11 protein-coding genes are annotated in these 15,001 nt (G+C 57.6%); 8 read left to right on the top strand and 3 right to left on the bottom strand.

Translation table 11 applies throughout. The features are described from left to right. Window positions 1–98: 98 nt before the first annotated feature. The 4 genes from K7R23_RS24575 (at window position 99) to K7R23_RS24560 (ending at window position 2,854) form a co-directional block, all read left to right on the top strand. Window positions 99–200 carry a hypothetical protein gene (locus K7R23_RS24575; RefSeq protein WP_042622936.1) on the top strand — a complete coding sequence of 34 codons (102 nt, stop codon included), beginning with the start codon at window positions 99–101 and terminating at the stop codon, window positions 198–200. 112 nt (window positions 201–312) lie between these two features. Next, the gene (locus K7R23_RS24570; protein ID WP_012904748.1) at window positions 313–1,713 is read left to right on the top strand and encodes a cytochrome ubiquinol oxidase subunit I; all 1,401 of its coding nucleotides are present in this window, start codon (window positions 313–315) and stop codon (window positions 1,711–1,713) included. Continuing rightward, window positions 1,713–2,723 (top strand): cytochrome d ubiquinol oxidase subunit II, encoded by a 1,011-nt coding sequence (gene cydB / locus K7R23_RS24565; protein WP_012904749.1) that lies wholly within the window; start codon window positions 1,713–1,715, stop codon window positions 2,721–2,723. Before K7R23_RS24570 ends, cydB begins: the two co-directional genes overlap by 1 nt. Further along, a complete protein-coding gene (locus tag K7R23_RS24560) occupies window positions 2,723–2,854 on the top strand; it encodes a DUF2474 domain-containing protein (protein ID WP_042622937.1) in 132 nt (43 codons plus the stop codon). Before cydB ends, K7R23_RS24560 begins: the two co-directional genes overlap by 1 nt. Before the next feature lie 53 nt (window positions 2,855–2,907). Here the strand turns inward: K7R23_RS24560 and K7R23_RS24555 are convergent, their stop codons facing one another. Continuing rightward, the gene (locus K7R23_RS24555; RefSeq protein WP_012904750.1) at window positions 2,908–5,562 is read right to left on the bottom strand and encodes an autotransporter outer membrane beta-barrel domain-containing protein; all 2,655 of its coding nucleotides are present in this window, start codon (window positions 5,560–5,562) and stop codon (window positions 2,908–2,910) included. Between the two features lie 505 nt (window positions 5,563–6,067). Next, the gene (gene prpR / locus K7R23_RS24550; protein WP_024132505.1) at window positions 6,068–7,663 is read right to left on the bottom strand and encodes a propionate catabolism operon regulatory protein PrpR; all 1,596 of its coding nucleotides are present in this window, start codon (window positions 7,661–7,663) and stop codon (window positions 6,068–6,070) included. A 246-nt stretch (window positions 7,664–7,909) separates the two neighbouring features. Here prpR and prpB point away from each other — a divergent pair, with 246 nt between their 5' ends. The 4 genes from prpB (at window position 7,910) to prpE (ending at window position 13,439) form a co-directional block, all read left to right on the top strand. Then, window positions 7,910–8,794, top strand: coding sequence for a methylisocitrate lyase (gene prpB, locus K7R23_RS24545; RefSeq protein ID WP_012904752.1), 885 nt, complete (start codon window positions 7,910–7,912; stop codon window positions 8,792–8,794). Window positions 8,795–8,876: 82 nt separating this feature from the next. Beyond that, complete coding sequence (gene prpC / locus K7R23_RS24540) at window positions 8,877–10,046, top strand: bifunctional 2-methylcitrate synthase/citrate synthase (protein WP_012904753.1); 1,170 nt, start codon at window positions 8,877–8,879, stop codon at window positions 10,044–10,046. Window positions 10,047–10,082: 36 nt separating this feature from the next. Then, window positions 10,083–11,534, top strand: a complete 1,452-nt coding sequence (locus K7R23_RS24535) for a bifunctional 2-methylcitrate dehydratase/aconitate hydratase (protein WP_012904754.1) — start codon at window positions 10,083–10,085, stop codon at window positions 11,532–11,534. A gap of 18 nt (window positions 11,535–11,552) precedes the next feature. Continuing rightward, window positions 11,553–13,439: a propionate--CoA ligase gene (gene prpE, locus K7R23_RS24530; RefSeq protein ID WP_012904755.1), complete on the top strand. Its 1,887-nt coding sequence runs from the start codon at window positions 11,553–11,555 to the stop codon at window positions 13,437–13,439. A gap of 271 nt (window positions 13,440–13,710) precedes the next feature. Here the strand turns inward: prpE and K7R23_RS24525 are convergent, their stop codons facing one another. Next, entirely contained in the window at window positions 13,711–14,964 is a 1,254-nt protein-coding gene (locus tag K7R23_RS24525) for an MFS transporter (RefSeq protein WP_012904756.1), read from the bottom strand. Between the last annotated feature and the right edge of the window lie 37 nt (window positions 14,965–15,001).

Raw genomic sequence — 15,001 nt, 5'->3', positions numbered from 1 at the left:
GTGCGCTCGCAATGATTATTTTCTGCAATGCCATGCGGTAATTTTTTTAACTTCCGTATAAATAATCAACGTGCGCGAAAATAACCGAAGGAGGCGCTATGCTATATCACCTTAACCGTTTCGCTGTCGAGAAAGATGATCCTTCCGAAGCCCCGGAATCGGGCGACAAACCGGACAGTACGCCGAAGAAACAATCCTGATTCACTCTAATCCCCCCACGGTTCCTCCCGGGGGGATTTTTACGCTTCGCTTAACTTTTTCTGGATGTTGTTATTTCCATGCGCAGGTATCGTCATATAAACGGGAGAAAATATGGATATTGATGCGTTTTTGCTGGCACGAATCCAGTTTGCCTTTACCGTTTCTTTTCATATTATTTTCCCGGCCATTACCATTGGATTAGCCAGTTATCTGGCTGTACTGGAAGGCCTTTGGCTGAAAACAAATAATCCGGTCTGGCGCTCGTTATACCAGTTCTGGGTGAAAGTGTTTGCGGTGAATTTCGGCATGGGGGTGGTGTCCGGGCTGGTCATGGCCTATCAGTTTGGCACCAACTGGAGCGGATTTTCCCAGTTTGCCGGTAGTATCACCGGCCCGTTGCTGACCTATGAAGTATTGACGGCATTCTTCCTCGAAGCCGGTTTCCTCGGAGTGATGCTGTTTGGCTGGAATAAGGTCGGACCGGGTCTGCACTTCCTTTCCACCTGTATGGTCGCGCTGGGTACGCTGATGTCCACCTTCTGGATCCTCGCCTCGAACAGCTGGATGCACACGCCGCAGGGCTTTGAAGTGGTCAACGGCCAGGTGGTGCCGGTGGACTGGTTCGCCGTCATCTTTAACCCGTCATTTCCCTACCGTCTGCTGCATATGTCGGTGGCGGCCTTCCTCAGCAGCGCGATGTTTGTCGGCGCGTCGGCGGCCTGGCACCTGCTGAAGGGCAACGATACGCCCGCCATCCGTAAAATGTTTTCGATGGCGCTGTGGATGGCCATGCTGGTGGCGCCGGTACAGGCGTTGATTGGCGATATGCACGGGCTGAATACCCTTGAGCATCAGCCGGTGAAAATCGCCGCCATTGAAGGGCACTGGGAAAACAGGCCGGACGAACCGACGCCGCTCACGCTGGTGGGCTGGCCGGATATGGAGGCTGAAGAAACGCGCTATGCGCTGGAGATCCCCGCCTTAGGCAGCCTGATCCTCACTCACAGCCTCGATAAACAGGTGCCTGCGCTGAAAGATTACCCGAAAGATGAACGCCCCAACTCAACCATTGTGTTCTGGTCGTTCCGCCTGATGGTCGGGATGGGCGTGCTGATGATTCTGCTGGGGCTCGCCAGCCTGTGGCTGCGCTATAAAAACCGGCTCTATCAGTCGCGTCCGTTTATGCATTTTGCCCTGTGGATGGGGCCATCGGGGCTTATCGCCATTCTTGCCGGTTGGGTGACGACGGAGGTCGGGCGGCAGCCGTGGGTGGTGTACGGCCTGCAGCGCACCCGCGACGCCGTATCGGCGCACAGCACCTTACAGATGAGCATCAGCCTGCTGGCCTTCTTCGTGGTCTATTCGCTGGTGTTCGGCGTCGGCTACCTTTATATGATCCGCCTGATCCAGAAGGGGCCGCAGCCGTTTGAGCCGCCGACTTCGGAAACCGATGGCCGACCGGCACGACCCATCTCCGCGGTAGGAGAACCGCTCGATCAGGAGAAACGCTGATGACACTCGATCTTTCTGTAATCTGGTTCGCCATCATCGTCTTCGCCACGCTGATGTATATCGTGATGGATGGCTTCGATCTGGGGATTGGCATCCTGTTTCCGTTTATTCGCGATAAGCACGACCGCGACGTGATGGTTAATTCGGTCGCCCCGGTCTGGGACGGCAACGAAACCTGGCTGGTGATGGGCGGCGCGGGGCTGTTTGGCGCCTTCCCGCTGGCCTACGCGGTTATTGCCGATGCGCTCACCATCCCGCTGCTGCTGATGCTGCTCGGGCTGATTTTTCGCGGCGTGGCCTTTGAGTTTCGCTTTAAGGCCACCGAGTCGCACCGCGATTTCTGGGATAAGTCGTTTATCGTCGGCTCCATCCTCGCCACCTTCTGTCAGGGGGTGGTGGTCGGGGCGGTAGTCAGCGGTTTTCAGGTGAGCGGCCGCGCCTTCAGCGGAACGCAGCTGGACTGGCTGACGCCGTTTAACCTGTTCTGCGGCCTGGGGCTGGTTATCACCTACGCCTTGCTGGGCGCCACCTGGTTGATTATTAAAAGCGAAGATCCGTTGCAAAGCCGGATGCGGCAGCTGTCCCGTCCGCTGCTGATTGTCCTGCTGCTGGTGATGGCGGTGGTCAGCCTGTGGACGCCGCTGACCCAGAGCGCGATCGCCGAACGCTGGTTCTCGTTACCGAACCTGTATTACTTCCTGCCGGTTCCGCTGTTAGTGATTGTTTTCAGCCTGTGGCTCTGGCGCAGCCTGCAACGTCCGGACACCCATACCCGCGCGTTTGTGCTGACGCTGGGGCTTATCTTCCTCGGCTTTAGCGGACTGGGAATCAGCATCTGGCCGCATATTATTCCGCCGGATATCACCCTGCATGAAGCCGCCGCGCCGCCGCAAAGCCAGGGCTTTATGCTGGTAGGGGCGCTGATTATCATCCCGATCATTCTGGCGTATACGTTCTGGAGCTACTACGTTTTCCGCGGGAAAGTCAGGCATGGGGAGGGCTATCACTGATGGCGAAAATCAGGAAATGGTCGCATCGCGTGGCGTGGCTGATTGCTATCTGGTGCGCCAGCGTCCTGCTGCTGGCGGTGGTCGGCGCGCTGTTCAGGCTGCTGATGACTTCAGCGGGCTTGCGCGCCTGAAGCGCAGGGACGAGGAAAGAAAAACCACCCGCGTTGCCGCGGGTGGCGTCGGTTCAGAAGGTATATTTCACACCCAGCATTCCCAGCGTATCGCTGTAACCCTCATCGCCAATCTGTTGGGCGACGTTGCCCCACAGCTGCAGGCGCGGGTTGATCTGGCCTTCAACGCCGACTTTCAGTTCGCCAACGTTACGTAAGCCTTTCACCTCTTCGTGGATATCATCCATCTTCACGCTGTAGTTATGGCTGTTGTAGATCCAGTTGGCTTCGACAAACGGCTGGAAGGTGCGCTGTTTGCCGTCATCAATCGCGTTATGACCCTGCATGTACGCTTTTACCCCAAGACGCGTTTGCAGGTTACCGTGAGTATCATCAACGACGCGGGTTCCATTTTTCTCGGTGTGGTTATCCGCCTTCACGTCCATCCAGGTGAGCTGGACTTTCGGTTGCAGCCAGTAACGGGTACGGCCATCGCTGCTGGCGCCGAGGCTGAAGGTATACCCGGTCTCTACAGAGGCGGTGATGCCGTCAGAATCATATTTTTCCGACGCCAGCGCCTCTCCGGAAACGGTGTTCTTGAACCAGTTGTACAGCATCCAGCTGTCGACGTAAGCGCCGGATTTATCCGCATCGTTGGCGTACCAGGTGCCGTAAACCCCGACGCTGTATCCGCTGATCTCCCCACGCGAGGTATAACCGGTCAGGCTGGCGCGGCTGCGGCTTTTGCCGTTGGCGTAGCCTGCCATCAGCCCCAGATGCCAGCGATCCAGACCGTCGAGGCTCCACTGCGCGATATCGCCGCCGAGCTGCATCACATAGCGGTTGCTCTGAGTGCTCACCTGGCCGGAACCGCCTTTGAAGCGATTATGTCCGCCAGTATGACGCATCCACAGGCTGGTCACTTTTTTCTCGCCGGTCAGCATATCGGTATACTGGGTTTCCCCCAGACGATCATGCAGCCGGGTGGTAAAGAGCGTGTTGGCGACAAGGGTGTTCGCCAGATAGCTGCCCGTTTCCGGGCGATACTGATGCGTATCATCCGCAGACGGCGGGAGCGGCGTATCGGGCTCTTCAGGCGGTAATGGCTCAGGCTGTAGCGGCTCAGGCTGTACGGGCTCCTCTGGCGGCAAAGGTTCCTCTGGTTTTACCGGTCCATGAGGCTGCTCAGGTTCAGTTGGCGGTACAACCGTTTTTAAGCTGCTCAGATACCAGTTCTGGTTATCACTCTTCTTAATATCATAATCATAAGCGCCCGCGACGATACGCCCCTCTTTGACAAAGCTGCCGTTGGACGCGCCTTCCACGTCGATAATGCGGATACCTTCAACCGTCTGCGCGCCGCCGCCGCCGGCGTTGGCGACGCTGACGCGGGTGACGCCCGCCGTATCGCCTTTCACCACCAGCTTATCGGTAGCGGAAGCGTCATCATCCAGCACGGTACGCATCGCCAGCAGAGCGTTATCACCGCTGTAATCGCCGTTAATGGTCAGCGTGGTGGGCGTAAACGGGCTGCCGTCCTGCGTATCACCTGAAAGCGTCGCGGTTCCCGCCAGCGAAAGCGAGTTGATGGTTTGCGAATAGCCATTGAGATCGAGATGCGCGCCGCTGTCCACCTGATAATCCGAATTCGCGCTCAGCGTATTATTCACGCCAGCGCGCAGCGTACCGTTGGCGACGTGGGTGGTTCCCCGGTAATTACTCGCTCCGGTAAGGGTGGTGGTGCCCGAACCGATATGGTTCACTTCGCCAGTACCGGTAATATTCGCGCCGAGCAGGAAATCGTCGCTGGAATGGTTGAAATTGAGCACCGCTGTGCTGACGCCATCGGTATTGCCAAGATGGATCCGCGGCGCGTTAATCGTTCCCGCCGCCTGTTCTGTCTCTCCCTGCGCGGCGCCAACGTTTAGAATACCGGTGCTGCCTGCTCCTACCGCCAGCCAGATCAGGTTGCCGGAATTGATCGTCGCACCGTTGCTGACGGTCAGAATACCGGTGGCGTCGTTTTTCGTGGTGGCGAATCCGCCAAGATAGATCCCCTGCGTGACGTCCAGCAGCGCATTTTCGCCAGCGACCAGCGTTTCGCCATAGCCCTTATAATTGGACAATTCGGTCACACCGACATAGCCAATGTTCATATGCTCGTTCAGGTACAGCGCGCCGCCGTTGGTGATGGTCAACTTTCCGTGTCCCTGATCGCCCACTACCGACCAGTTGGAGGAAACCGAAGAACCCGTTCCCTCGATTATCACTTCGCCTTCTGCGCCTGCGGCATGTTCACCAATGCGTAATTCATCAATTCCGCTGATGTGGCTACCGCTATTCACGAACAGCTTGCCGGAGCCGTTGTCAGTTCCCAGTACCAGATTCAGCCCTTTCAGTGTCCAGGACGCGCCGTTGACGAGGGTAACGTTACCCGACGCGGCATTGCCAATAATTCCCGCTCTGGTGGTTATACTCCGATTGTCGATAAGCAGCGTTCCGTTGCCGTTATAACCTACCCGCAGGCTGCTGAATTCATTCCATTTTGCATCTGTATTCTCATGCTCTGAAAGAGTGACATCCTCGTTAATGGTAACCGTATCAGTTATGCTCGCAGGTGGAGAAAAAGAGAGCAGATTGCCGTTATTTGCCGCTGCGCCTGCAGATAATGCCGCTGAAATTGCGATGGCTAACAGAGATGAGCGAAAAGAGATGAGCTGACTTTTCATATGACTCTTCCTTAAGTTTATCCGTCATGCTGATACATAAATAACCGTGACCAATCCTCTGGCTTTAGCCCTTAAGGCGTTATTTATGTCTGTTTGTTTCCGTCTTTTTCAATATTATGTATTGCGTAAAAAAGCGGTAATCGTTTTAATTGTGGGTTGAATAATGAATTGATAGTCAGAGTCTATTAAGATTTTTCTTAACTGAAAATACCTTAATCTTCGCTAATAAGTTTCGCTGCGGTGTTAAAATAAAACAGCTTAAGGCTGGCGCTATTTTTTTAAATTAATGGTCAAAAACAATAGGGTGAAATTTTAGTTAAGTTAATTAAGCGGCATAGTGTTGGTTTTTTATATAAAATAAATTTTTATTTTCCGGGGCGTGGATTAAGTAAAAGAACATTTATTTTTAAGATTTTTAGGGTCGTTATTTGAAGGCGAGTTGATAAAAATCAAATTTACATTTTGCGGTCGCTTAAGGGATCGCCTGATGCCTGGCAAAATTGCTTCACTGTTTTAACCGTCGCCAGAAAGTGGTCCTGCTGATCCCCAGATAGCGGGCGGCGGCGCGTTTATCGCCATTGAACTGCGCCAGCACCTCCTGCGGCGTGGCCGACGACGCCAGCGCGGGCGCGGTTTCCACCGCCGCCAGTTCCGGCAGCAGTTGGCGTAATAGATCCGCATCCAGCGGCGGCATGGGCTCAACGCTTAAAAACAGCGCCAGCCGTTCCATCATATTGCGCAGCTCGCGGATATTCCCCGGCCAGCGATAGCGCAGCAGCAGGGAGATATTCTGCGCCAGCCCCAGGCGTACGGATTCGGTAAACGGGACGTTGAGGAGGGCCAGCGACTGTTTTAAGTAGCCTTCCGCCAGCGAAGCGATATCCCCCGGACGCTCGCGCAGGGCGGGCAGGTTGAGGCGCAGTACGCTCAGGCGATAGAACAGATCGCGGCGGAACTGCCCCTGACTGACGGCCTCTTCCAGATTGCAGTGGGTGGCGCTGATCACCCGCACGTCAACCGCAACCGGGTGGTGACCGCCCACGCGGGTGACCTCTTTTTCTTCCAGCACGCGCAGCAGGCGGGTCTGCAAGGGCAGGGGCATTTCGCCAATCTCATCAAGGAACAGCGTCCCGCCGTGGGCGATTTCGAACAGTCCGGCGCGACCGCCGCGCCGGGAGCCGGTGAATGCCCCTTCCTCATAGCCAAACAGTTCCGCCTCAAGTAAGGATTCGGTAATTGCGCCACAGTTCACGGCGACGAACGGGGGAGAGGTTTGGTCGCTGCGCGGCTGCGAGCGGGGCGCGCACTCCCGGTGAATGGCCTGGGCCGCCAGCTCCTTGCCGGTGCCGGTTTCTCCCTGAATCAGTACGGCGGCGCGGGAGCGGGCGTACAGCATAATGGTATGGCGAATCTGCTCCATCTGCGCGGATTGCCCGGCAATATCACCCAGCCCGTAGCGGGTGCGAAGCGCCTGCGTCGGGGCGAAAGCGCCGTGGCGGCGCTGCGTCAGGCGGGATATATCCAGCGCATCGATAAATCCCTGCCGCACGCTGGCCGCCGAATAGATAAAAATTCCCTTCATTCCGGCTTCTTCCGCCAGTCCGGTGATAAGCCCCGCGCCGACCACCGCCTCAATACCGTTTGCTTTAAGTTCGTTAATTTGTCCGCGCGCGTCCTCTTCAGTGACGTAGCTGCGCTGCTCCAGCCGTAACCCAAACGTTTTTTGAAAGGCGACGAGAGCAGGTAGCGTTTCCTGATAGGTGATGACGCCAATCGACGCCGTCAGTTTTCCGGCCTTCGCCAGCGCGTGCAGCACGTCAAAACCGCTGGGCTTGATCAGAATCACCGGAATCGACAGGCGGCTTTTCAGATAGGCGCCGTTCGATCCCGCGGCGATGATGGCGTCGCAGCGCTCGGTCGCCAGCTTTTTGCGAATGTAGGTTACCGCCTTCTCAAAACCGAGCTGGATAGGGGTGATCGTCGCCAGGTGATCGAACTCGAGGCTGATATCGCGAAACAGATCGAACAGCCGCGTCACTGAGACGGTCCAGATCACCGGTTTGTCGTCACTCCCGCGCGGGGGAAGCTGCGAAGCCGCCATAACATCTCCACACGTGAACAGAGAGAATAATGGGTTTAGCCGTGTTTCAAAAATGTTGCAATGAAACGCCATGAAACCCTGTTTGAAACGTTAGCTGACACGCTTTTGTGGCGATTTCGCCAGTCCATCTTTGTATCTGTTTGTCGGCAAAGGTTTTTTGTAATTAAGCGCTTTAACGCTGCCGTTGGCACGGCCCTTGCTAAATAGCAGTTACCTAAGCAACAAATTGATAACAAGAGGATGGATATGTCTCTGGACTCTCCGGGTCAGGCGTTTCGCGCCGCCCTCAGCAAAGAAAACCCGTTACAGATTGTCGGCACGATCAACGCCAACCATGCGCTCCTGGCGCAGCGCGCCGGGTATCAGGCGATCTACCTTTCCGGCGGCGGCGTCGCGGCGGGGTCGCTCGGTCTGCCGGATCTGGGCATTTCCACTCTTGACGACGTGCTGACCGATATTCGCCGTATCACCGACGTCTGCCCGCTGCCGCTGCCGCTGCTGGTGGATGCCGACATTGGCTTTGGCGCCTCGGCGTTTAACGTTGCGCGCACCGTAAGGTCGATGATCAAAGCGGGCGCGGCGGCGTTGCATATCGAAGATCAGATCGGCGCCAAGCGCTGCGGCCATCGACCGAACAAAGCGATCGTTTCAAAAGAGGAGATGGTGGATCGCATCCGGGCGGCGGTGGATGCCCGTACCGATCCCCACTTCGTGATTATGGCGCGTACCGACGCGCTGGCGGTGGAAGGTCTGGAGGCGGCGCTCGACCGTGCGCAGGCCTACGTGGAAGCGGGAGCCGACATGCTGTTTCCGGAAGCCATCACTGAGCTGGCCATGTACCGCCAGTTTGCCGACGCGGTGAACGTACCGATTCTCGCCAATATCACCGAATTTGGCGCGACGCCGCTGTTTACCACCGACGAACTGCGCAGCGCCGGCGTGGCGATGGCGCTCTATCCGCTGTCGGCATTTCGCGCCATGAACCGCGCGGCGGAGAGGGTCTACAACGTGCTGCGTGAAGAAGGGACGCAAAAGAGCGTGATCGACATGATGCAGACCCGCAACGAGCTGTACGAGAGCATCAATTATTACCAGTACGAGGAGAGGCTGGACGCCTTGTATAAAAAATAGTCCCCAGGCATTGCCTGATGGCGGCTTCGCCTTATCAGGCCTACGACCATACCCTACACATGACAATAATGACGAGGACAATATGACAGACACGACGATCCTGCAAAACAACGCGCATGTCATTAAGCCTAAAAAATCCGTCGCGCTTTCCGGCGTTCCGGCTGGCAATACCGCGCTGTGTACCGTCGGCAAAAGCGGTAACGATCTCCACTACCGCGGCTACGATATTCTCGATCTCGCCCAACACTGCGAATTTGAGGAAGTGGCGTACCTGCTGATCCACGGCAAGTTACCCACCCGCGATGAGCTTCAGGCATATAAAGTCAAACTGAAAGCGCTGCGGGGATTACCGGCCAATGTGCGTACGGTGCTGGAAGCGCTGCCTGCCGCCTCGCATCCGATGGACGTGATACGCACCGGCGTATCGGCGCTGGGCTGCACGCTGCCGGAAAAAGAGGGGCACACCGTCTCCGGCGCGCGCGATATTGCCGACAAGCTGCTGGCCTCGCTCAGCTCGATCCTTCTCTACTGGTATCACTACAGCCACAACGGTGAACGCATCCAGCCGGAAACCGACGACGACTCCATCGGCGGCCATTTCCTGCACCTGCTGCACGGCGAAAAACCTTCGCAAAGCTGGGAGAAGGCGATGCACGTCTCGCTGGTGCTCTACGCCGAGCATGAGTTCAACGCCTCCACCTTTACCAGCCGGGTCATTGCGGGCACCGGCTCGGACGTCTATTCGGCGATTATCGGCGCGATAGGCGCGCTGCGCGGGCCGAAGCACGGCGGTGCTAACGAAGTATCGCTGGAAATTCAGCAGCGCTACGAAACGCCGGACGAAGCGGAAGCCGATATCCGCAGGCGCGTGGAAAATAAAGAGGTGGTGATTGGCTTCGGCCATCCGGTTTACACCCTCGCCGACCCGCGCCATCAGGTCATCAAGCGGGTAGCGAAGCAGCTTTCCGAAGAGGGCGGTTCATTGAAGATGTACAACATCGCCGACCGTCTGGAAACGGTGATGTGGGAAAGCAAAAAGATGTTCCCCAATCTCGACTGGTTCTCGGCGGTTTCCTACAACATGATGGGCGTTCCCACCGGGATGTTCACCCCGCTGTTCGTTATTGCCCGCGTCACCGGCTGGGCGGCGCACATTATCGAGCAGCGTCAGGACAACAAAATTATCCGGCCTTCCGCCAACTATACCGGTCCGGAAGATCGTCCGTTTGTCTCGCTGGACGAACGTCGCTGATTCACTCCCTCTGACCCGAAACGCAGGAACGCTTTTATGTCTGTACAAGAACTGAACATCCGTCCGCCATTTGACCGCGAAATCGTCGATATCGTCGATTATGTGCTGAACTATGACATCACCTCAACAGTGGCGTATGACACCGCTCATTACTGTCTGCTGGACACGCTCGGCTGCGGCCTGGAAGCGCTGGAATATCCGGCCTGTAAAAAGCTGATGGGGCCGATTGTTCCCGGCACCGTGGTGCCACACGGCGCGCGCGTGCCGGGCACGCAGTTTCAGCTCGATCCGGTGCAGGCGGCGTTTAACATCGGCGCGATGATCCGCTGGCTCGATTTCAACGATACCTGGCTTGCCGCCGAGTGGGGCCATCCGTCCGATAACCTTGGCGGCATCCTGGCGACAGCGGACTGGCTGTCGCGCAATGCCGTCGCCGCGGGTAAAGCGCCGCTGACTATGAAGCAGGTGCTCACCGGCATGATCAAAGCCCATGAGATTCAGGGCTGTATCGCGCTGGAGAACGCCTTTAACCGCGTCGGCCTGGATCACGTGCTGCTGGTGAAAGTGGCCTCCACCGCCGTGGTGGCCGAAATGCTGGGGCTGGAGCGCGATGAGATCCTCAACGCCGTTTCGCTGGCATGGGTCGACGGTCAGTCGCTGCGCACCTATCGCCATGCGCCCAACACCGGCACGCGGAAATCCTGGGCGGCGGGCGACGCCACCTCCCGCGCGGTGCGCCTGGCGCTGATGGCGAAAACCGGCGAGATGGGGTATCCGTCGGCGCTGACGGCGAAAACCTGGGGCTTCTATGACGTCTCGTTCAAAGGGGAAACCTTCCGCTTCCAGCGCCCTTACGGCTCCTACGTGATGGAAAACGTGCTGTTTAAAATCTCTTTCCCGGCGGAGTTTCACTCGCAGACCGCGGTGGAAGCGGCAATGACGCTGTATCAACAGATGCAGGCGGCGGGTAAGAGCGCGGCGGATATTGAGAAGGTGACCATTCGCACCCACGAAGCCTGCATTCGCATTATCGACAAAAAAGGCCCGCTGAATAACCCGGCGGACCGCGACCACTGCATTCAGTATATGGTCGCCATTCCGCTGCTGTTTGGCCGCTTAACGGCGGCGGATTATGAAGACGGCGTGGCGCAGGACAAACGCATCGACGCCCTGCGCGAGAAAATAGTCTGCGTTGAAGACTCGCAGTTTACCGCCGACTATCACGACCCGGAGAAACGCGCCATCGCCAACGCCATCACCGTGGCGTTCACCGACGGTACGGCGTTTGATGAAGTGGTGGTGGATTACCCCATCGGCCACGCCCGCCGTCGCGCCGACGGTATTCCAAAGCTTATCGAAAAATTCAAAATCAACCTGGCGCGCCAGTTCCCGATCCGCCAGCAGCAGCGCATTCTGGATGTCTCCCTGGACCGAACCCGCCTGGAGCAGATGCCGGTTAACGAGTATCTCGACCTCTATGTCATCTGAGTTCAACAGGAGAGCGTCATGTCTTTTAGCGAGTTTTACCAGCGTTCCATTACGCAGCCGGAAGCGTTCTGGGCCGAGCAGGCCCGGCGCATCGACTGGCAGAAGCCGTTTACCCGGACGCTGGATCATAGCCGTCCGCCGTTTGCCCGCTGGTTTTGCGGCGGCACCACCAACCTGTGTCATAACGCCGTCGATCGCTGGCTGGCGACGCAGCCGGAGGCGCTGGCGCTGATTGCCGTCTCTTCCGAAACCGAGGAGGAGCGCACCTTTACCTTCCGCCAGCTGCATGACGAAGTGAACGTGGTGGCGTCGATGCTGCTGTCGCTGGGCGTACGGCGCGGCGACCGGGTGCTGGTGTATATGCCGATGATTGCCGAAGCGCACATTACGCTGCTGGCCTGCGCGCGCATCGGCGCTATCCATTCGGTGGTGTTTGGCGGTTTTGCCTCGCACAGCGTGGCGGCGCGGATCGATGACGCCAGGCCGGTGCTGATCGTCTCGGCGGACGCCGGGGTGCGCGGCGGCAAAGTGCTGCCGTACAAAAAGCTGCTCGACGATGCCATTGCTCAGGCGCAGCATCAGCCGAAGCACGTGCTGCTGGTGGACAGAGGCCTGGCGAAGATGGCGCGGATCGCCGGGCGCGATCTCGATTTCGCCAGCCTGCGCCAGCAGCATTGCGGCGCGCGGACGCCGGTGGCGTGGCTGGAGTCTAACGAAACCTCCTGCATTCTTTACACCTCCGGCACCACCGGCAAACCGAAAGGCGTGCAGCGCGACGTTGGCGGCTACGCAGTGGCGCTGGCGACCTCAATGGACACTATTTTTGGCGGCAGGGCGGGCGGGGTATTTTTCTGCGCGTCGGACATCGGCTGGGTGGTCGGCCACTCGTACATCGTTTATGCGCCGCTGCTGGCGGGGATGGCGACCATTGTCTACGAGGGGTTGCCGACGTATCCGGACTGCGGCGTATGGTGGAAAATCGTTGAGAAATACCGGGTCAACCGGATGTTCTCCGCGCCGACCGCCATTCGCGTGCTGAAGAAGTTCCCCACCGCGCAGATCCGCAATCACGATCTCTCTTCGCTGGAGGTGCTGTATCTGGCCGGGGAGCCGCTGGATGAACCGACCGCCGCGTGGGTGACGCAGACGCTGGGGGTGCCGGTCATCGACAACTACTGGCAGACGGAGTCCGGCTGGCCGATTATGGCCCTTGCCCGTCAGCTTGACGACAGGCCGTCGCGCCTCGGCAGCCCCGGCGTGCCAATGTATGGCTATAACGTACAGTTGCTCAATGAAGTCACCGGCGAACCCTGCGGCGTGAACGAAAAAGGGATGGTGGTGATTGAAGGGCCGCTGCCGCCCGGCTGTATTCAGACTATCTGGGGCGACGACGAGCGGTTTGTTAAAACCTACTGGTCGCTGTTCAGCCGTCAGGTGTACGCCACCTTCGACTGGGGGATTCGCGACGCTGACGGCTATTATTTTATCCTCGGACGTACCGATGACGTGATAAACGTCGCCGGGCACCGGCTTGGCACCCGCGAGATTGAGGAGAGTATTTCCGGCTATCCCAACGTTGCCGAGGTGGCGGTGGTGGGGGTAAAAGATGCGCTGAAGGGGCAGGTGGCGGTGGCGTTTGTGATCCCGAAGCAGAGCGACAGTCTGGAAGATCGCGAGGCGGCGCATTCGGAAGAGGAGGCGATTATGGCGCTGGTGGACAGCCAGATCGGCCATTTTGGCCGCCCCGCCCACGTCTGGTTTGTTTCGCAGTTGCCGAAGACGCGATCCGGCAAGATGCTGCGGCGCACCATTCAGGCGATCTGCGAAGGGCGCGATCCCGGCGATCTCACCACCCTCGACGATCCCGCCGCGTTGCAGCAAATCCGCCGGGTTATTGAAGAGTAGCGTAATAAAATGCCCGGTGGCGCTGTCGCTTACCGGGCCTACGGTGGGAAAAGGTGGTAGGCCGGATAAGCCGCAACGCGGCGCCAACCGGCTTTATGCCCGGTGGCGCAGTCGCTTACCGGGCCTACGGTGAGAGAAGGTGGCAGGCCGGATAAGCCGCAGCGCGGCGCCATCCGGCGTTATGCCCGGTGGCGCTATCGCTTACCGGGCCTACGGTGAGAGAAGGTGGTAGGCCGGATAAGCCGCAGCGCGGCGCCATCCGGCATGGCGGTTACACGGCTTCGTTAGTCTGGCGACGTAAAAACGCCAGCGGTCCCGGTCCGCTTAAGGTGAACACCGAGATCAACGTAAAGCCCAGCGCGATCAGCCCCAGCACCAGATACGCGCCCTGGAAACCAATGCTTTCATACATATTGCCGGCAAATACCGACATAAAAATCATCGCCAGCTGTTTGAAGAAGCAGAAGCACACCAGGTAAATGGTGGCGGAGAAGCGCACCTCAAACTGGCTGGTGATGTATTTAAAGCAGCCGACAATCAGGAACGGCACTTCAAACATATGCAGCGTTTTGAGGATCACCACTTCCAGCGCCGAGCTGGCAAACGACGAGCCGATAATACGGACTGACATAATCGTTCCGGCCAGCAGCAGGGCATTTTTCCCGCCAATGCGGTTTACGATCAGCGGCGCGAAGAACATGATGCTGGCGTTCAGCAGTTCACCCATGGTGGTGACGTAGCCAAACACGCGCGTACCCTGTTCGCCGGTGGTAAAGAACGAGGTAAAGAAGTTGGCGAACTGCTGGTCAAACACATCGTAGGTACAGGAGACGCCGACCACGTACAGCGAAAGAAACCACAGTTTCGGCTGTCTGAACAGCTCCAGCGCCAGCTTCAGACTGAAAGCGGAATGGTTAGCGCCGACGGCATCGGCCACGGTGGCGGTCGATGAAGCGTCGGTTTTGGCGAAGAACAGCAGCAGCGCCAGAATCACCGCACAGCCGGAGCCCAGCCAGAAGACAAATTCATTATTGATGGTGAACATGATGCCGACGATTGACGCGCACAGCGCCCAGCCCACGCAGCCGAACATCCGCGCGCGGCCAAATTCAAAATTACTGCGGCGGCTGACTTTCTCAATATAGGCCTCAATGGCGGGCGCCCCGGCGTTATAAATAAAACCGAGATAGATGCCGCCGACAATGGAGCCAAGTAAAATATTAAACTGCAATAACGGCCCAAAAACGTAAATAAAGAACGGGGCGAACATCACCAGCATCCCGGTAATTATCCACAGCAGATGTTTACGCAGGCCGAGCTTGTCGGAGAGCAGCCCGAATACCGGCTGGAACAGCAGAGAGAACAGCGAAATACAGGCGAAGATGATGCCGGTGTCGCCTTTACTGATGTGGTTGATATCGTGTAACCAGATCGGGAAAAACGGGAAGTAGGCGCCCATAATGAAAAAATAAAAGAAGAAAAAAAAGCCGAACATCCAGAAGTTAGTATTTTTCAAATAATGCATGTGGATTTCCTTATGCGAATATCGGGCAGGCGCTGAC

Source organism: Citrobacter rodentium NBRC 105723 = DSM 16636 (assembly GCF_021278985.1).
In the GTDB taxonomy this organism is placed as follows: domain Bacteria; phylum Pseudomonadota; class Gammaproteobacteria; order Enterobacterales; family Enterobacteriaceae; genus Citrobacter_A; species Citrobacter_A rodentium.
The sequence above is the reverse complement of the archived record's forward strand: the minus strand, read 5'-3'. Positions and strand labels throughout refer to the sequence as shown.

Bases quoted from the DNA above. Each gene is read 5' to 3' on its own strand.
- K7R23_RS24575 (WP_042622936.1), top strand. From the start codon at position 99: ATGCTATATCACCTTAACCGTTTCGCTGTCGAGAAAGATGATCCTTCC.
- K7R23_RS24570 (WP_012904748.1), top strand. From the start codon at position 313: ATGGATATTGATGCGTTTTTGCTGGCACGAATCCAGTTTGCCTTTACC.
- cydB (WP_012904749.1), top strand. From the start codon at position 1,713: ATGACACTCGATCTTTCTGTAATCTGGTTCGCCATCATCGTCTTCGCC.
- K7R23_RS24560 (WP_042622937.1), top strand. From the start codon at position 2,723: ATGGCGAAAATCAGGAAATGGTCGCATCGCGTGGCGTGGCTGATTGCT.
- K7R23_RS24555 (WP_012904750.1), bottom strand. From the start codon at position 5,562: ATGAAAAGTCAGCTCATCTCTTTTCGCTCATCTCTGTTAGCCATCGCA.
- prpR (WP_024132505.1), bottom strand. From the start codon at position 7,663: ATGGCGGCTTCGCAGCTTCCCCCGCGCGGGAGTGACGACAAACCGGTG.
- prpB (WP_012904752.1), top strand. From the start codon at position 7,910: ATGTCTCTGGACTCTCCGGGTCAGGCGTTTCGCGCCGCCCTCAGCAAA.
- prpC (WP_012904753.1), top strand. From the start codon at position 8,877: ATGACAGACACGACGATCCTGCAAAACAACGCGCATGTCATTAAGCCT.
- K7R23_RS24535 (WP_012904754.1), top strand. From the start codon at position 10,083: ATGTCTGTACAAGAACTGAACATCCGTCCGCCATTTGACCGCGAAATC.
- prpE (WP_012904755.1), top strand. From the start codon at position 11,553: ATGTCTTTTAGCGAGTTTTACCAGCGTTCCATTACGCAGCCGGAAGCG.
- K7R23_RS24525 (WP_012904756.1), bottom strand. From the start codon at position 14,964: ATGCATTATTTGAAAAATACTAACTTCTGGATGTTCGGCTTTTTTTTC.